The organism is Streptococcus moroccensis (assembly GCF_030812835.1).
Lineage (GTDB): Bacteria > Bacillota > Bacilli > Lactobacillales > Streptococcaceae > Streptococcus > Streptococcus moroccensis.
In genome coordinates this window covers 1-17857 of sequence record NZ_JAUSTM010000032.1, presented here as the reverse complement: position 1 = coordinate 17857, position 17857 = coordinate 1, and the positions used below count along the sequence as shown (strand labels likewise).

The window sequence follows — 17857 nt, the reverse complement described above, 5'->3', positions numbered from 1 at the left end:
GTTTGTGGTGAACTACATTATATCTCTCTGAGGTGTTTTTGTATACTTTTTTCTCAACTAGAAAGTGGCTAACTCCATTTTAGAACTTTCGTTTTAGTTGCTTTTGGTAGAAAATGGAACAAAATGATTGATTCTGATTGACTTTGAAAGATTTTATGGTATAATAAAACCTGTAATCGATTTCAGGAGGGGAATGTCATTCTTAAATCAGAACGCAAGCAGTTGATTTTAGAAGCTATCGCTGCTGAAAAAATAGTTACCTTGGAGCATTTGGTGGGCTTATTAAATTCTTCTGAATCAACAGTCAGAAGAGATCTTGATGAGCTTGAAGCAGAGCGAAAACTTAGACGGATTCATGGGGGTGCAGAAGCACTAACTTCTTCAGCTAGTGAATTAAGTAACCTTGAGAAATCTGTCAAAAACGTTCAAGAAAAGATGCTGATTTGTCAAAAAGCCCTAAATCTGATCGATGAAGGCGATGTTGTCTTCATCGATGCTGGGACAACGACAGGTGTTCTGGTTAAGGCTTTAAGCCAAGAACCAGTTGCTAATTTAACGGTGGTGACCAATTCTATTCATCACGCAGCGACGTTTGTCGAACAGGGCATTAAAACCATAATTATTGGTGGTCTTGTTAAGGAGCGTACAGATGCTAGTATTGGAGGATTTGCTCTAGAGCAAATTGAGAGTCTTAACTTTGATAAAGCATTTATAGGCATGAATGGTGTGGACAAGGAGTACCTTACAACGCCTGATCCTGAGGAAGCAACCATTAAAAAGGCGATTATTGCTAATGCGAAAGATACCTTTGTCCTAGCAGATGAGTCTAAACTGGGCCAATTTTCATTTGTTAAAGTTGCCAGTTTAAACCAAGTGACGCTTTTAACGAATCGGACAGAAAAAACAATTCTCCAAGAAATCAAAAAGAAAACGAGGGTGATAGAAGTATGATTTATACAGTCACGCTAAATCCTTCGATTGACTTTATTGTCCGTCTTGAACATGTCGAGACAGGGGCGGTTAATCGGATGGCTAGTGATGGTAAATATGCCGGTGGGAAGGGCATTAATGTAAGTAGGATTTTACAACGTCTTGGAATTCCTAATACAGCAACAGGCTATGTTGGTGGTTTTACAGGGGACTTTATTGAAAAGGCTCTTCAGGCTGAGGCTATCGACACAGAGTTTGTTCATGTCGAGGAAGATACACGGATTAACGTTAAAATCAAGGCTGACCAAGAAACTGAGATCAACGGAACAGGACCTTTTATTTCTGATGATAACTTAAAAGAGCTCGAAGCTATCCTTGCTCAATTATCATCAGCAGATGTCGTGATTTTTGCCGGATCAGCTCCAGCAAACCTTGGCAATGGGGTTTATAAGGATTTGATAGCCAAAACACGGTCTACCGGTGCTCAAGTGGTCTGTGATTTTGAAGGTCAAACTTTGCTGGATTCGTTAGCATTTTCCCCCCTATTGGTTAAGCCAAACAATCATGAATTAGGAGATATTTTTGGTGTAGAGCTAAGCAGTCTCGATGAGATTGAGAGTTATGCTAAACAGGTGCTTGAAAAAGGCGCCCAGCATGTCATCATTTCTATGGCGGGTGATGGAGCGCTCTTAGTGACACCAGAAGCATCTTATTTTGCTAAGCCTATTAAAGGAGATATCAAAAATTCTGTGGGAGCAGGGGATTCAATGGTTGCTGGCTTTACTGGAAAACTGGTTGAAACTGGTGATGCCCTTGAAGCCTTCAAGTGGGGCGTAGCTTGTGGCACGGCTACCACTTTCTCAGACGATCTAGCGTCTGCTGCATTTATTAAGGAAACATATCAAAAAGTTGAGGTAGAAAAAAGATGAACATCCAAGATGTATTACGTAAAGATGTGATGTTGCTGGATTTACAAGCAACTGAAAAAGAAGCAGTTATCGATGAAATGATTGCTAAATTAGTAGAAACTGGTGTCGTAACAGACTTTGAAGCCTTTAAAGCTGGTATCATGGCGCGTGAAGCCCAAACGTCTACTGGACTTGGTGATGGGATTGCTATGCCACACAGTAAAAATGCGGCTGTCAAGGAAGCGACTGTCCTCTTTGCTAAATCAGCAAAAGGAGTTGATTATGCCAGTCTTGATGGGCAACCGACGGACCTCTTCTTTATGATTGCTGCGCCAGAAGGCGCTAATGATACGCATTTAGCTGCACTTGCGCAATTATCACAGTTCTTGATGAAAGATGGCTTTGCTGCTAAATTACGTTCAGCGTCAACAGCAGATGAGGTTTTGAATTTATTTACTCCTGAGAAGGAAGAAGTAGTTGAAACTCCTGTTGCACCAGTTGCTTCTAACTCAGATGATTTTATCGTAGCAGTCACTGCTTGTACAACTGGTATTGCCCATACCTTCATGGCTGAGGAAGCCCTCAAAAAACAAGCAGCAGAAATGGGTGTTGGCATTAAAGTTGAAACCAACGGAGCTTCAGGTGTTGGCAATGCCTTGACAGCGGCTGATATCGCAAAAGCAAAAGCAGTCATCGTGGCAGCGGATAAGGCTGTAGAGATGGACCGCTTTGATGGCAAACCTCTTGTTAACCGTCCAGTAGCAGACGGTATTCGTAAAACAGAAGAATTGATCAATTTAGCTTTGTCCGGTGATGCACCGATTTATAAGGCTGCAGCTGGTAGTAAAGCCGTTGAAAGTGAAGAGAAGACATCTTTCGGTGGTCAAATTTACAAGCACTTGATGAGTGGTGTTTCTCAAATGCTTCCATTTGTTATTGGTGGTGGTATCATGATCGCCATTGCCTTCTTGATTGATAACCTTATGGGAGTGCCTGAAGCTAGCCTTGGTAGTCTTGGTTCTTATAATCAGTTGGCAGCTATGTTTAATAGCATTGGTGGTGCAGCCTTTGGCTTTATGTTACCAGTCTTGGCAGGTTATATTGCCTACTCGATTGCTGAAAAACCAGGTCTTGTATCAGGTTTTGTTGCTGGAGCTATTGCTTCTAGTGGACTGGCTTTTGGAAAAATTCCTTTTGCTGGCGCTACATCAGAGATTCCTGCAGCTGTACCATCAGGGTTCCTCGGTGCTTTGGTTGGTGGTTTCCTAGCAGGATATGTTGTGCTTGCCATCAAAAAATATGTAAACGTTCCACGTTCCCTTGAAGGTGCTAAGTCCATTTTAATTTTACCGCTCCTTGGTGTGTTTGCAACAGGATTCCTCATGTTCCTTGTTAACATTCCGATGGCGGCTATCAATACAGCTCTCAATAACTTCTTGACCAGCTTATCTGGTAGCTCAGCTGTTCTTCTCGGTCTCCTTGTCGGAGGTATGATGGCAGTTGATATGGGTGGTCCAGTTAACAAAGCGGCCTATGTCTTTGGTACTGGAACATTAGCAGCAACTGTAGCGTCAGGTGGTTCAGTCGTGATGGCTGCAGTTATGGCTGGTGGTATGGTTCCACCGCTTGCAGTCTTCATCGCAACCCTTCTCTTTAAAGATAAATTCACTAAGGAAGAACGTGACTCTGGATTGACAAACATCATCATGGGCTTGTCATTTATTACAGAAGGAGCTATTCCATTTGGTGCAGCTGATCCAGCGCGTGCTATCCCAAGCTTTGTTGTCGGTTCAGCACTTGCAGGTGGTTTAGTCGGCTTATCAGGCATCAAATTGATGGCGCCGCACGGTGGTATCTTCGTTATCGCTTTAACAAGTAATCCAGTTCTTTACATTCTTTATGTTTTGATTGGTGCTTTAGTATCAGGTTTCCTCTTCGGTTACCTTCGGAAAGCTAAATAAGTTAAGGCTTTCTTAACACTTGATTAAATTAAAACCTTGCTGATTGGCAAGGTTTTTTGTGACCTTTCCGATAGGAATCAGATTAAAATATGTTATAATGAAGAGAATGTAAATGCTAAGAGGTAGAATATGCAAATCAATCGTAAGCAAGAAATTGTTAATCAGTACCATTTTGACGCTAGAAATGCAGAATGGGAAAAGAAAAATGGTGTTCCAAAGACAAAAGTTGAAGTGAATTTCCATTTAGTTAAGCAAGATCATGAAGCCAATTCAACGCACCTAGTTGCTGTTGTTCGTTTTATGGTTGTTTTTAAAGACTTTGTCGTTTCCGGTGGGATTTCCCAAGAAAACGAAGTGGTGGGACGCGTTGTCAATCAGCCTGGTGATTATAGCCAAGAAGAAATTCAGGAAATCTCTGCACCTGTGTTAGACATGTTAAGACGCTTAACTTACGAGGTTACAGAGATAGCCTTTGATGCCCCAGGAATTAAATTAGAATTTTAGGAAGTTTTATGAAATTAGCCATTGTAACAGACAATTCAGCTCACCTGTCTGAAGAAGTCCTACAAAACGCAGATGTCTACGTATTAAAGATTCCAGTTGCTATCGACGGCAAGTCCTATATCGAGGGAGAAAATCTCACCGTTTCGGAATTTTATCAGAAAATGTCCCAGTCTGACGATTTACCCAAAACCAGTCAGCCAAGTATTGCTGAACTGGATCAATTGTTAAAAGAATTGTCTCAGAAAAGTTATTCCCATGTTCTTGGACTATTCTTATCGAGTGGTATCTCTGGGTTTTGGCAAAATATTCAGTTTTTACCCGATGAGTATCCTGAGATGACGGTTGTCTTTCCAGATACGAAAATCACCTCAGCTCCTCTTGGGATGATGGTTGGTCAAGTTCTGTCTCAGAGTAAGGCTGGTCTTTCTTTTGACGACATTATGGCCAAACTTGAACCATTGATTGAAAAGACACATGCTTTTATCATGGTTGATGATCTGAACCACTTGGTTAAGGGTGGACGGTTGTCAAATGGTTCAGCCTTATTGGGTAATCTTCTTAAGATTAAGCCGATTCTCTATTTTAACGACGGTTCGATAGAGGTTTACGAGAAAGTTAGGACCGAAAAGAAAGCTATTAAGCGATTAATCGAAATATTAGATGAGAAGACAGCTGATAATAATTACCAAGTTGTTATTATTCATGCTAATTGTCCTGAAAAAGCCGAAAACTTTAAAACACTTCTAGTGGAAAATGGCCTTAGCACTGATATAGACATTGCTCCATTTGGAGCAGTCATAGGAACACATCTCGGCGAAGGCGCGATAGCCTTTGGGATTTCACCTAAGGTTGCATAGAAAGACAGTAGCAGATAGAGTAACAGAATAGGAAGAGAGGAATGTCATGGCCATCAAAGTGATTATTGCAGGATTTAAGGGAAAAATGGGGCAAGCGGCCTATAAAATGGTTTTAGAAGACGAAGAACTAGAATTAATAGGGCTCGTCGACCCTTTTGCAACTGAAAAGAATGTTGCTGGCGTTCCAGTTTTTACAGATAAAACTGATTTGACGGCTCTGGAAGCAGATGTTTGGGTTGATTTTACGACACCAGCGGTGGCTTATGAAAATACTAAATTTGCCTTAGAAAATGGCTTTGCACCTGTTGTTGGGACAACGGGGTTCACAGCTGAGCAAATTGATGAATTAAAATCCCTTTCAGCTCGTAAGGCATTAGGCGGTTTAATTGCACCAAACTTTGCGATTGGGGCCATTTTGCTCATGCAATTCGCGGCTCAAGCTGCAAAATACCTTCCAAATGTTGAAATCATTGAATTGCACCATGACAATAAAAAAGATGCTCCGAGCGGTACAGCTATTAAAACGGCCGAATTAATTTCAGAAACTCGGCAAAGTCTAAAACAAGGAGCAACTGATGAAGAAGAATTATTAGCTGGTGCCCGAGGGGCTGAGGTAGATGGTATGCGAATTCATTCGGTTCGCTTACCAGGTTTAGTTGCCCATCAGGAAGTTATTTTTGGTGCCCAGGGGGAGGGGTTAACACTTCGTCATGATTCTTATGACCGCATTTCCTTTATGAGTGGGGTTAACCTTGGGATAAAAGAAGTGGTCAAGCGTCAGCAATTGGTTTATGGATTGGAACAGTTATTATGAAATTAAGCGACTTGCCTTCTGAATTTCAGGAGGCATTGCCCATTTTAGAAAAAATAAAAGCGGCAGGGTTTGAAGCATATTTTGTTGGAGGATCAGTACGTGACGCGATTCTCGGCCGACCTATTCACGATATTGATATTGCAACTTCAAGCTATCCAGAAGAAACCAAGTCTATCTTTTCAAAAACAATAGATGTGGGGATTGAACATGGAACTGTTTTAGTACTGGAAGGTGGTCATGAATACGAAATTACGACCTTTAGAACGGAAGAGGTTTACGTGGATTACCGTCGACCGTCAGCCGTTCATTTCGTGCGCTCGTTGGAAGAAGACTTAAAACGTCGAGATTTTACGGTAAATGCCCTTGCACTTGATGAACAAGCACAGGTGATAGATCTTTTTGGTGGACTGGATGATCTAGCTAGGAGACAACTCAGAGCTGTTGGGAAGCCTAGCGAACGCTTTAAGGAGGATGCCCTGCGTATTATGAGGGGATTCCGCTTTGTGGCTAATCTTAATTTTGAGATAGATTTGCAAACCTCTAAAGCCATGAGAAACCATGCCCATCTACTGGAAAAAATATCTGTCGAACGCTCTTTTGTGGAGTTTGATAAGCTCCTCATGGGTCCTTCTTGGCAGAAAGGGTTAAACCTCATGGTTGATAGCGGAGCTCATAATTTCTTACCTGGGCTGAAAGGGTTAGATAACGAAATCTTTTCTTTCTGTCAAAGTTTGGCTAAAGATTATCAATTTTCGCAATCGGAACAGGCTTGGGCTGCATTTTTACATCATTTAGCAATTCCTAATGTGAAAAGTTTTTTAAAAGGTTGGAAAACCTCTGGTCAATTTCAAAAAGATGTTGAGAAATTAGTTCAAATCCTGAATTTAAGGGAGAAAGGTTGCCTAACCAAGCAAGATTGTTACCGCTATGGGGCATCCTTTTTGAGAATCGCAGAAGAACTTAGAGAGGGACAGGGCTTAGTCAGTGATTTTGAACATATCGATCATCTAGACAAATCTCTGGTTATTCATAGTAAAAAAGATATGGTTGTCTCTGGAAAGACTTTAATAACTGAGCTAGGCATGAAACCTGGACCCGAAATCGGTCAACTGCTTGGAAAGATTGAAGCAGCAATTGTAGATGGAAAATTAGCAAATGATAAGGACGCTATTTTTCGAGTGATTAGAGAAGGAGAAGGTGATGAGTGATTTTATCGCAGAAAAACTGACCAAATCTGTAGGGGATAAGACAGTTTTTGAAAATATCTCATTTATTATTCACCCTGAAGATCGTATTGGGATTATCGGTGTTAACGGAACTGGAAAAACGACACTTTTAGATGTGATTTCTGGTCGACTTGGATTTGATGGTGATACGAGTCCATTTTCTAAGAAAAACGACTATAAAATAGCCTATTTAACTCAAAACCCTGTTTTTGATGAAACTTTAACCATTATAGATACCGTTCTATCCGACAACTTGCCTGAAATGCGTTTGATAAAACGCTATGAGCAACTGTTAGACAACTATGATGACAGTAAACAGGATGAATTAAACCGTTTAATGAGCCAGATGGATGCTAGCAATGCTTGGGAAATTGAGAGTCAGGTGAAGACAGTTCTCCATAAACTTGGATTAACAGACCTGCATCGGTTAGTCGGGGATTTATCAGGAGGCTTACGGCGTCGGGTTCAGTTAGCACAAGTTCTATTGGTCCGTGAGGAATTGCTTTTGCTCGATGAGCCCACAAACCATTTGGATATTGAAACCATCGAGTGGCTGACCAATTTTCTCAAAACAGAGAAACGAACGGTATTGTTTATCACCCATGACCGCTATTTCTTAGATCATTTGGCGACTAGAATTTTTGAGCTTGATAAGGCAAAGTTAGTTGAATACCAAGGGAACTATCAGGATTATGTTCGACTTAAAGCTGAGCAAGATCAACGAGATGCTGCCCTTCGTCATAAACAGAGCCAGCTTTATAAGCAAGAATTAGAATGGATGCGTCGCCAACCTCAAGCGCGTGCGACAAAGCAACAGGCCAGAATCAATCGGTTTCACGATTTGAAAGGGGAACTCTCAAACTTTTCAGAGTCTGCAGAGCTTGACATCAACTTTCAGACCAGCCGTATTGGGAAAAAAGTCGTCAAGTTTGATGACGTGAGTTTTTCCTATCCTAATTTACCAATTCTTAGTCACTTTGACCTCCTCATTCAAAATAAGGATCGGATTGGCATTGTAGGAAAAAATGGGCGAGGTAAATCGACCTTACTCAACCTCATTGCCGGGCAACTCTCTCCTGACTCAGGGGGTGTTGAAAGAGGAGAAACGGTTAAAATTGGCTACTTTTCTCAACAAATCACTGGTCTAGATACCAGTAAACGGGTCATTAATTACTTACAAGAAGTAGCTGAAGAAGCCCAGACTAGTACTGGGCAAGTCTCTATTGCAGACCTTCTAGAACAATTTCTATTTCCTAGAAATACCCATGGTACCTTGATTGAAAAATTATCTGGTGGCGAGCAGAAACGATTATTTTTACTTAAAATCTTGCTGCAACAACCTAATGTTCTTTTGTTGGACGAACCCACAAATGATTTAGACATTGCCACCTTAACGGTTCTCGAACACTTTCTGGAACAATTTTCTGGTCCTGTTATTACCGTCAGTCATGACCGCTATTTTTTGGATAAGGTTGCCAATAAGATTCTGTCTTTTGAAGCGGATGGCATTGTGACTTTTTATGGGAATTATACGGATTACTTAGACGAGAAAAAGTTCCTAGCTGATCAGGCACAAGAAGCGGAGAAATCGGTCCTTAAAGAGACAAGAGGGGTAAAAGTTAAGCAAGAGCGTGCTAAACGAATGACTTACCAAGAAAGACAAGAATGGGAATCCATAGAAGCTGAAATAGAAAAGTTAGAAGAATCTATGTCAGCTCTAGAATCGATGATGCAAGAACATTCTAGTGATTATGATAAATTAGCTGAGCTTCAGCGTGAGCTTGAGACTTCAAATGATTTGCTCTTAGAAAAGTATGAACGCTATGAGTACCTGAGCGACCTTCAATAAGGAGACATGATGAAACAAGGACTAGTTCTCTTTGTAAGTATTTATTTGTTGCTAACAATTGTGGAGAGCCTTTGGCGATGGCATCAAAAACGGTACACCGTTGTTTTTGGCGGGCTTGGATTGCTTATTAGTGGTTTATTATTGCTGGTGACGTGGTCTTATGCTAAGGGCTATAGTGATTGGCAGATATCGCTTTATGCCCTAGGGTTTATGGTGATCGGTAGTTTGCCACAACTTTATGAATTTCGCCACCATTACCCTCTAACGGTTAAACGACACTTTCTCCAATTTACTTGGCATATTATACTTCTTTTTTTACTCTATTTTTTAGGTCAAAAGTAATCAAAAGTTTAGAAAAAGCATGCAAGCCTTTGCATAAAGTGGTATAATAAAGTGAAAATGAAATGAAGGAGAGACTTATGAGTCAGAAAATTATAGGGATTGACCTTGGAGGGACATCGATCAAATTTGCCATTTTATCAAAAGATGGTGAGGTTCAAGATAAGTGGTCTATTGGCACTAATATTTTAGATGAAGGTTCTCATATCGTTCCTGACATCATTGCTTCTTTAAAGCAGCGGATGGACTCTCTAGGATTAACCAAAGATGATATCCTAGGCATTGGTATGGGTTCTCCTGGAGCCATTAATCATGAAATGGGAACAGTTGTCGGAGCATATAATCTCAATTGGAAAACAGTTCAACCGGTTAAAGAGCAAATCGAATCAGCTCTTGGAATTCCATTTTTTATCGATAATGATGCCAATGTGGCTGCACTCGGTGAAAAGTGGAAAGGTGCAGGGGAAAACGATCCAGACGTCGTCTTTGTCACGCTGGGGACAGGAGTTGGAGGCGGTGTTGTTGCTGGAGGTAATTTGATACATGGTGCTGGAGGTGCCGGTGGCGAAATTGGCCACATGGTGGTTGATTTTGACCAACCAATTAGATGTACCTGCGGCAAGCTTGGTTGTTTAGAGACGGTCACATCAGCAACTGGTATAGTGAATCTTGCTCGCCGTTATGCCCAAGTTTACGCAGGCGATTCCAAACTCAAACAATTGATTGATAACGGGGACGATGTATCTGCTAAAGTTATATTTGATTTGGCAAAGGCCGGTGATGATTTAGGACAGATTGTTTATGACAATTTTTCCCGTTATTTAGGCATTGCTTGTGCTAATATTGCCTGTCTCCTCAACCCATCAGCGATTGTGATTGGTGGCGGAGTATCTGCGGCCGGTGATTTCTTGCTCAATGGGCTCGATGAGGTATACAAGGAAAATGTCTTCCCTCAGATTGTTGGGTCTACTAAGATAAAGCTAGCTCAGTTGGGGAATGACGCAGGGATCATAGGAGCAGCCTCATTAGTTCTCTAAGACTTATCAAAAATCACTTATAAGAATGTTTTATGGATTATGCAGGCTGCGGCCTGCTTTTTTCTGAATGATGGAGGTTTATATTGGCTGAAAGAGAATTTTTAAAAGCAATGCAAAAAATTTTGGCCATTGCAAACACGGGCCTATTTTACAGTAAGAACTCTTTTGATCAAGAAAGGTACCAAAGCATTCGTAGGGAAGTTGAAGATATCCTCAACTCTACCACAACTCTTTCACAAACTGAGCTCACCAACCTTCTGAGACCGACTGATTCTTATGAAACGCCTCTGGTGGATGTGCGTGCCTTCATCTTAAAAGAGGGGAAGGTTTGTCTGGTTAAGGACCGTTTATCTGGCGGAAAATGGGCCCTACCAGGTGGCTTTGCTGAAGTTGGATTAAGTCCGACAGAGAATGTCATTAAAGAGGTCCTAGAAGAAACGGGATACACTGTTTCAGTCAAGCAACTTCTTGCTATATTTGACAGCAATCAGGACCCTCAACAGGTTCAGTCTAAACACTACTATAAACTCACATTTTGGTGTCAAATGGAAACAGGAGCATTTGAACCTAACGAGGAAATCAGTGAGTTAGCCTTCTTTGACCTTGACCATCTACCCCTTCTCTCTGTCAAAAGGACCACAGAACAACAAATTAAAGACTGTTACCGATTGGTGCAGTTGAGTTTAAACAATCAAGTATACGATATAATATAAGGCTGAGAAACTTTTCCCGGTCTTTTAGCTATAAACTTAAGGTTATAAACTCTTTATCATGATGAAATTTTACCCATGTGGTCTGTAATGGAAAATGAGTGATTTTTTGAGGTAGGGTTGATCATACTTAATGGCTAGTTTATAGAGCCAGTTGAGCAGGCGTCTAGCTTTAATTTTCCCGGCCATCAAGTCGGTTTTGGCCTTGAGATAGCTGGCTTTTTCCTTGTCAGTAGCCTTTTTCTTAAAATAGCCCCAAATATGATCAATGGCGTTTATTTGGTAGCGGTCAAGTGGCGGCTCGCTCAAGCACTCCTCGATAAGGCTATAGAACTTAACCACTGGGAACTGGGTTTTATCCTTGAGCAGTTGGCGAATCGCTTGGTAATGTTTGGGAGAGTAGTAGAGAATCAGATATTTGTAAGCCGCCCATTCTTTTTCAAGTAGGCGAATATCTTGAAGTCCAGGATGCGTTGCAAGTGAACACTTGACTGCAGATAAATTTTTGTCCTTGACTTCGAGCATAATGTCTACGTCGAAGTCTGAAATATTTTGATAGAATTCTAAAAATGATTGTAGATAGATGGTTTGCGTATGGGCGCCGATACGGGCATTGGCTCGTTGCTGAGAATAATGGATCTTGGGTTTGCCGTCTTCCGGTTTCCAGGTCTTTACAACTTGCTCTAACCAGTCAGCATCGGATAAGTTAGAATCGCTGAGATTGGAGGTATTATGAAGGTTATCGTAAACGACAGGAGCACCTGTCGCTTGACTGATGGATAGGACATCCGAAATAGTGTAGAGGCGATCATCGTTCTCAATGATGAGGCGCTCTTTAATATTGTCCGATAACGTATGATAGACTTCTATAAAACGTGCCATGGCAGCTTTCTTATCGCCATAGACACCACCAATATGAAGTATCATTTTGTGGGTGCGGTCTAACCCAAGAGCCTCCATAAAACGTGCGTGGTAATCCAGTTCCGCAATGCTTCGTGAAACGACAGCAGGATCAGGGGAATTCAATACCGTATATTGACCAGGGTGCATGGACAACCGCAGCTGGTACTTGGCTATTTTTAGCCCAAGTCTTGCAAAGCTCTCAGCAAATTCAGAAGCCCAATTCAGTGTGTTGGTTTCATGATCAGACCCAAATGGAATGATATCAGAGCTCATACGAAACATCTGAATGTGGTGTTTGATGTTATAGTCAAGCATTCGGTTTAAAACGTTCAAATTATGAGAGATAATATCCCTTAAGGCATCTGGTGTAACGTTGGCTTTTCGTAAGGTTCTGATCTTGCTATCAGGTAAACTTTCGTTGAGGCAGGCATAGCCGATCATAGAATTCTCCTAGGCTGTGTTTTTCTTTATTTTACCCTAAAATACAACATCTGCAAGAAAAACTTTTCTTGGGGGTTTTTGCTTGCAAAAAAGAGGCAAGTGTAGTAAAATAGTGAAGTTGACTTAATGCACTTCTGTGCAACCGCACGATTGCCGTTTTAAGCAGGGAAACCTCACGGTACTAGGCGAGTCTTCACAAGGAGAACTTTCTCCAAAAAAATCTTTATAGGAGGTGCATCATGAGCACATACGCAATTATCAAAACTGGCGGTAAACAAGTTAAAGTTGAAGCTGGTCAAGCAATCTACGTTGAAAAATTGGACGTTGAAGTAGGTCAAGAAGTGACCTTTAACGAAGTTGTTCTTGTAGGTGGTGACAAAACAGTTGTTGGTAAACCACTTGTAGAAGGCGCAACAGTTGTTGGTACGGTTGAAAAACAAGGCAAGCAAAAGAAAGTTGTTACTTTCAAATACAAGCCTAAAAAAGGTAGCCACCGCAAACAAGGTCACCGTCAACCATACACAAAAGTTGTTATCAACGCTATCAACGCTTAATTTTAGGTTAAACGCATGATTCAAGCACAATTCACCCGTCAGTATGATGGAAAACTGCAACACGTTCAAATTAGTGGTCATGCAGGAAGTGGACCTTATGGCTATGACATCGTGTGTGCAGCGGTCTCAACCCTGAGCATCAATTTTATCAACGCATTGACAGAACTGTGCCAGATAGAGCCCCAAGTCGAAATTAACGAGATAGATGGTGGGTTTTTGACAGTGACGCTTCCTCGTCATCTGGATGACCCGACTAGCGAGAAGGTTCAACTTTTGTTTGAAGCATTCTTGCTAGGTATGACAAACCTGAATGACAATTCGTCTGAATTCGTCCAAACTCAGGTCAAACAATAACTCAACGGAGGAAAAATTAATGATTCAATTAAATCTTGCTAACTTGCAATTGTTCGCCCACAAAAAAGGTGGCGGTTCAACATCAAACGGTCGTGACTCACAAGCGAAACGCCTTGGCGCTAAAGCTGCAGATGGTCAAACAGTATCAGGTGGTTCAATTCTTTACCGCCAACGTGGTACTAAAATCCATCCAGGTGTAAACGTTGGTCGTGGTGGAGATGACACACTTTTCGCTAAAGTTGAAGGTGTTGTTCGTTTCGAACGTAAAGGTCGCGATAAGAAACAAGTTTCTGTTTACCCAATTGCGAAATAATCATGATGAAGTCTGCTTCGGCAGGCTTTTTTGGCTATTTTTGTCGGAGTATGCTATTCTACGGATACTTTATGACGCTAACACTACTATGTGAATAGTGAGGAGAAAGTTATGGCATATAATCAATTTAATCAACCTGTAGGAGAACAGTTATTCGATGATTCCGCTGGGAAACCAGTAGACCTTATTTGTTTAACAGGGAAATATTGTAGTGTTGAAAAGTTAAGTGTTAAAGACCATTTAGAGGATTTGGCGACTTTTTACGTCCATGATCCTGTAGAGCAGGACTGGACCTATTTGCCCTTGTCCCCTTTTGATAATATAGAGGCCTTTAAAGCCTATCTTGAAGAGTGTGAGACATCTGAAGATCCCTATTATTTAGTCATCCGTGATAATACTAGTCAAACCATTATAGGCATGTTCTCACTCTTAAATTACTATTTAAAAAATCGTTCTCTCGAAATGGGCTGGGTCGTTTATTCTAGATCTCTACAAGGCAGTCGAATGGCTACAGAAGCACAATACCTAGTCATGACATATGTTTTTGAGGAGCTTCATGCCCGTCGCTATGAATGGAAGTGTGATAGCCTGAATGCGCGCTCTAAAAAAGCAGCGAATCGTTTAGGATTTCAGTATGAAGGCACCTTTCGTCAGCACTCCATTTATAAAGGAAGAACAAGGGATACCTCTTGGTTTTCGATAATTGATAGTGAGTGGCCTCAGTTAAAGTCACGTTTTGAAAGGTGGTTAGCACCAGATAATTTTGGGGTGGATGGGGTACAGAAAAAATCTCTTGATCAGTTTTAAGCAAAAAGACCATGTGGGATCGAATGCACATGGTCTTATTTATTTTCGAAAATCAACAACATTGCTTGGAGATTGATGTGAGGAATTTTCGTTCTATTTACATAAGAGGTCCAAATCTCCATGAGATCGACGACGTAGCCGAGCTGTTTTTATTCTCTGGCTAAATCCCAGCGCTTGCTGAGAAAGCGTGAGAAGCTTGAAATACCAAAGTTAATAACAAAGTAAATTAAAGCGATAGTGACATAAAGTGTAAAAACAGCTGTTGTTTCAAAATTACGTCCCATCAAGATCTGACTAGCTCCAAAGAGTTCTTGAAGAGCGATAACAGAGTAAAGTAAACTGGTATCCTTGATAACGGTCACAAATTGTGAAATCATAGCCGGTAACATCTTCCGGAGCGCCTGTGGCAAGACAATGTATTGCATGATTTGCAATTGGGTGAACCCTTGCGCTTGACCAGCCTCTGTTTGGCCATGGTCTATAGCATTCAAGCCACCACGAATGATTTCAGCCAGGGCAGCAGATGTAAAGACGGTAAAGGCTGTTATACCAGCTTGAGTTGATTTCAATTGGAAAACCAAGAAAATGGTGAAGATCCAAAGGAGGTTTGGCACATTGCGGACAAACTCAATATAGATGGATGCAATCCATTTAAGGATTATATTTTTGCTATTGCGCATTACCGCAAGAACTGTTCCAATCACTGTGGAAAGGATAATGATGATAAAGGAAAGCTTTAAAGTTAACCAAAGGCCTTTCATTAAAAAGGCAATATTGGTGGGTGTCAGTACATTTAAAATATCTTGAATCATAACTGACCTCCTTAATAAGCGTTTTTATTTTTTTCTTCCCAACGACGGGCAAGCGTAGCCAGTGGGAAACAAAGAATGAAGTAGAGAATCGATGCGGTCACAAATGGTGGTACGTAGTTGGCATTAACGGCTGACCAGTGTTTGGTCATAAACATAATGTCAATACCTCCAATAATGGCAACAGTAGACGTATTTTTAATAAGGTTTACAACCTGGTTTGCAAGAGGTGGTAGAATGGTTCGAATAGCCTGCGGAATAATAATGTAGCGCATGCTCTCGGTATAAGTAAACCCTTGAGACTGAGCGGCTTCCATCTGTCCTTTTGGAACTGCTAAGATACCGGTGCGAAAGACCTCGGCGATATAAGCACCGTGATAGAGTCCTACACAGATAACCGCAGTCCAATAGATAGAAGGCATCAGTGTGAAATTTGAAATCAAGGGGAATCCATAATAGATAATTACAAATTGCACCAATAAAGGTGTGTTTTGATAAAATTCGACATAGACTCGAGAAATAGCCTTGAGCCATTTGTTTTTACTGGTAGCCATCATAGCAAACAAGATGCCAAGTAACATAGCGCACAAGAGGGCGCCGATAGAAATGTCAATGGTAAAGAGAAAACCTTGAGCAAACTGTGGCCAGTCTTTCAGAAAGTCAGCCCAAAGGTCGGCAGAAAATAAATGTGATAACATAATTGAGCTCCTTTCTAGTCAGTTTCCATAGATGTTGGTTTCAGTCCATACATATCATAGATGGATTGAAGGGTGCCATCAGCTTCCCATTCCATAACCAAGGCATCTAAGTAGGCGTTTAAATCTGTATTCGATAGTTTAGTAACGATACCATACTGAGATGGGTTATAGGATAAGTCTAGAATTTCATTACTTTTACCAGTAAATCCTGATAGGATAGATTGGTCGATAGAAAAAGCGTCAACACGTTGTGCTGCTAAACTGACAACAACCTCAGGGTTTGATCCTAGTTCAGTAAAGTTGAGTGAGATGCCCTTATCAGCTGCTATTTCAGTTAGCAACCCCTGTTGGATAGAGCCTTGAGTTACCCCGATTGTCTTACCATTTAAATCTTCCCAAGAAGAAATACCACTTGTTTTTTTCACAAGAAAACCATTGGCGTCTGTGTAATAAGGAGTGGTGAAGTTATAAAGTTTTTTACGCTCTTCGGTAATGGTAAAGGTTGCTGCAACCATATCGAGTTGCCCATTATCTAAGAGAGCGCCACGAGTTTGTGCAGTAACTGGCGTCAATTCAATAGCAACCCCCAGTTCGTCGGCTACTTTTTTAGCAATCTCAATTTCGAGACCAGTGTATTCATTGGTTTCAGGATCTCGGTAGCCAAAATTTGGAACGTCTTGTTTAACACCAACACGAAGAGTTCCTCTTTTTACGATAGCTGCCACCTGATCAGTTGCTGCTAATTGTGACTTTTCAGTAGCTTGTGTTGGGTTAGAGCTGAAGACCAACCAACTAAAGAGGCTAACTAAGGCAAAGAGAGGAAGTAATAGAAGAGATAGTTTCTTTTTCATTAGTTTCCCTCCTAGTCATCCAAAGAGACACGTTCACTCGTGTGATGAATAATTTTACTGAGGAACTGTTGAGCACGTGGATCAGTCGGGTTATCAAAGAAGCCATTGACATCAGTTGTATCAACTAGCACTTCACCATCAGCCATAAAGATAATACGATCAGCCACTTCACGGGCAAATCCCATTTCATGGGTAACCACAACCATGTTAGTCCCATTCTTAGCCAATTTCTTCATAACAGCTAGCACATCACCGATTGTTTCTGGATCGAGGGCTGAGGTTGGCTCGTCAAAGAGAAGCAACTCTGGTTTCATGGCGAGACCGCGGGCAATAGCAATTCGTTGTTTTTGACCGCCCGAAAGCATAGCAGGAAAAGAATCTTTGCGATCCCACATGTTAACATAGGTTAGGTATTTTTCTGCTCGAGCTAATGCTTCCTCATTGCTGATACCGAGAACCTTAATGGGAGCTAAGGTAACATTCTCTAAAACTGTTTTGTGAGGATAGAGATTGAAATGTTGAAAGACCATGCTGACTTCTTTGCGCAAATCGATGAGGTCCTTACTAGAAGCGCCTGACACTTGATGGCCATTGACCACTAAATTTCCATTGTCGATCTTTTCCAATCCATTAATGGTACGGATGAGAGTAGATTTTCCAGATCCAGATGGTCCTAACAAAACAATCACTTGACCGTCTTCAAATGTTAAGTTGATGTCCTTCAGTGCATGAAAATCGCCGTAATATTTATTAACAGCTTGAAATGAAACTAAGCTCATAATAATCCTCCAAATTCTAATGTTAGAAAATATAACATGTGAAGATTTTATCACATAAAAAATAGCTTGTCAACTAGAATTTGAATTTTCTGACATTTTTCTTAAATAATGATCATAGTCGAAAGTTCTAAAATGGAGTTAGCCACTTTCTAGTTGAGAAAAAAGTATACAAAAACACCTCAGAGAGATATAATGTAGTTCACCACAAACACA

At 41.0% G+C, this 17857-nt stretch carries 20 protein-coding genes and 1 other annotated feature; of the genes, 15 read left to right on the top strand and 5 right to left on the bottom strand.

Annotated elements, in window-relative coordinates; translation table 11 throughout:
* Positions 1 to 222 precede the first annotated feature (222 nt).
* The 11 genes from J2S23_RS10415 to J2S23_RS10365 all read left to right on the top strand — a co-directional run bounded on the left by J2S23_RS10415 (position 223) and on the right by J2S23_RS10365 (position 11138).
* Positions 223 to 951, top strand: coding sequence for a DeoR/GlpR family DNA-binding transcription regulator (locus J2S23_RS10415; protein WP_307122659.1), 729 nt, complete (start codon positions 223 to 225; stop codon positions 949 to 951).
* Positions 948 to 1859, top strand: coding sequence for a 1-phosphofructokinase (gene pfkB, locus J2S23_RS10410; protein ID WP_307122658.1), 912 nt, complete (start codon positions 948 to 950; stop codon positions 1857 to 1859). Before J2S23_RS10415 ends, pfkB begins: the two co-directional genes overlap by 4 nt.
* Positions 1856 to 3799 carry a PTS fructose transporter subunit IIABC gene (locus tag J2S23_RS10405; protein WP_307122657.1) on the top strand — a complete coding sequence of 648 codons (1944 nt, stop codon included), beginning with the start codon at positions 1856 to 1858 and terminating at the stop codon, positions 3797 to 3799. Before pfkB ends, J2S23_RS10405 begins: the two co-directional genes overlap by 4 nt.
* A 129-nt stretch (positions 3800 to 3928) precedes the next feature.
* Positions 3929 to 4303 carry a DUF1149 family protein gene (locus J2S23_RS10400; protein WP_307122656.1) on the top strand — a complete coding sequence of 125 codons (375 nt, stop codon included), beginning with the start codon at positions 3929 to 3931 and terminating at the stop codon, positions 4301 to 4303.
* A gap of 8 nt (positions 4304 to 4311) precedes the next feature.
* Positions 4312 to 5160, top strand: a complete 849-nt coding sequence (locus J2S23_RS10395; protein WP_307122655.1) for a DegV family protein — start codon at positions 4312 to 4314, stop codon at positions 5158 to 5160.
* A gap of 46 nt (positions 5161 to 5206) precedes the next feature.
* On the top strand, positions 5207 to 5974 hold the full coding sequence (gene dapB / locus J2S23_RS10390) for a 4-hydroxy-tetrahydrodipicolinate reductase (protein WP_307122654.1): 768 nt from the start codon (positions 5207 to 5209) through the stop codon (positions 5972 to 5974).
* Positions 5971 to 7182 (top strand): CCA tRNA nucleotidyltransferase, encoded by a 1212-nt coding sequence (locus J2S23_RS10385; protein WP_307122653.1) that lies wholly within the window; start codon positions 5971 to 5973, stop codon positions 7180 to 7182. Before dapB ends, J2S23_RS10385 begins: the two co-directional genes overlap by 4 nt.
* A complete protein-coding gene (locus J2S23_RS10380; protein WP_307122652.1) occupies positions 7175 to 9049 on the top strand; it encodes an ABC-F family ATP-binding cassette domain-containing protein in 1875 nt (624 codons plus the stop codon). The genes J2S23_RS10385 and J2S23_RS10380 overlap by 8 nt, the downstream gene beginning before the upstream one ends.
* Before the next feature lie 9 nt (positions 9050 to 9058).
* Entirely contained in the window at positions 9059 to 9391 is a 333-nt protein-coding gene (locus J2S23_RS10375) for a hypothetical protein (protein WP_307122651.1), read from the top strand.
* 77 nt (positions 9392 to 9468) lie between these two features.
* The gene (locus J2S23_RS10370; RefSeq protein WP_307122650.1) at positions 9469 to 10425 is read left to right on the top strand and encodes an ROK family glucokinase; all 957 of its coding nucleotides are present in this window, start codon (positions 9469 to 9471) and stop codon (positions 10423 to 10425) included.
* A gap of 83 nt (positions 10426 to 10508) precedes the next feature.
* Positions 10509 to 11138, top strand: coding sequence for an NUDIX hydrolase (locus tag J2S23_RS10365; protein WP_307122649.1), 630 nt, complete (start codon positions 10509 to 10511; stop codon positions 11136 to 11138).
* A 69-nt stretch (positions 11139 to 11207) separates the two neighbouring features.
* Here the strand turns inward: J2S23_RS10365 and uvsE are convergent, their stop codons facing one another.
* Entirely contained in the window at positions 11208 to 12479 is a 1272-nt protein-coding gene (uvsE, locus tag J2S23_RS10360) for a UV DNA damage repair endonuclease UvsE (RefSeq protein WP_307122648.1), read from the bottom strand.
* 130 nt (positions 12480 to 12609) lie between these two features.
* Positions 12610 to 12682, top strand: a sequence feature (ribosomal protein L21 leader region).
* 36 nt (positions 12683 to 12718) lie between these two features.
* Here uvsE and rplU point away from each other — a divergent pair.
* The 4 genes from rplU (at position 12719) to J2S23_RS10340 (ending at position 14507) form a co-directional block, all read left to right on the top strand.
* Positions 12719 to 13033, top strand: a complete 315-nt coding sequence (gene rplU / locus J2S23_RS10355; protein ID WP_307122647.1) for a 50S ribosomal protein L21 — start codon at positions 12719 to 12721, stop codon at positions 13031 to 13033.
* A 15-nt stretch (positions 13034 to 13048) separates the two neighbouring features.
* A complete protein-coding gene (locus J2S23_RS10350; RefSeq protein ID WP_307122646.1) occupies positions 13049 to 13387 on the top strand; it encodes a ribosomal-processing cysteine protease Prp in 339 nt (112 codons plus the stop codon).
* A 19-nt stretch (positions 13388 to 13406) separates the two neighbouring features.
* Positions 13407 to 13700: a 50S ribosomal protein L27 gene (gene rpmA, locus J2S23_RS10345; RefSeq protein ID WP_307122645.1), complete on the top strand. Its 294-nt coding sequence runs from the start codon at positions 13407 to 13409 to the stop codon at positions 13698 to 13700.
* A 111-nt stretch (positions 13701 to 13811) separates the two neighbouring features.
* Positions 13812 to 14507, top strand: a complete 696-nt coding sequence (locus J2S23_RS10340; protein WP_307122644.1) for a GNAT family N-acetyltransferase — start codon at positions 13812 to 13814, stop codon at positions 14505 to 14507.
* Positions 14508 to 14656: 149 nt separating this feature from the next.
* Here the strand turns inward: J2S23_RS10340 and J2S23_RS10335 are convergent, their stop codons facing one another.
* Genes J2S23_RS10335 through J2S23_RS10320 form a run of 4 tightly spaced genes read right to left on the bottom strand, consistent with a single transcriptional unit; the run spans position 14657 to position 17644 of the window.
* Complete coding sequence (locus J2S23_RS10335; RefSeq protein ID WP_370868717.1) at positions 14657 to 15319, bottom strand: amino acid ABC transporter permease; 663 nt, start codon at positions 15317 to 15319, stop codon at positions 14657 to 14659.
* An 11-nt stretch (positions 15320 to 15330) separates the two neighbouring features.
* Complete coding sequence (locus tag J2S23_RS10330; protein ID WP_307122643.1) at positions 15331 to 16014, bottom strand: amino acid ABC transporter permease; 684 nt, start codon at positions 16012 to 16014, stop codon at positions 15331 to 15333.
* A gap of 14 nt (positions 16015 to 16028) precedes the next feature.
* Positions 16029 to 16865, bottom strand: a complete 837-nt coding sequence (locus J2S23_RS10325) for a transporter substrate-binding domain-containing protein (RefSeq protein WP_307122642.1) — start codon at positions 16863 to 16865, stop codon at positions 16029 to 16031.
* Between the two features lie 11 nt (positions 16866 to 16876).
* On the bottom strand, positions 16877 to 17644 hold the full coding sequence (locus J2S23_RS10320; protein ID WP_307122641.1) for an amino acid ABC transporter ATP-binding protein: 768 nt from the start codon (positions 17642 to 17644) through the stop codon (positions 16877 to 16879).
* Between the last annotated feature and the right edge of the window lie 213 nt (positions 17645 to 17857).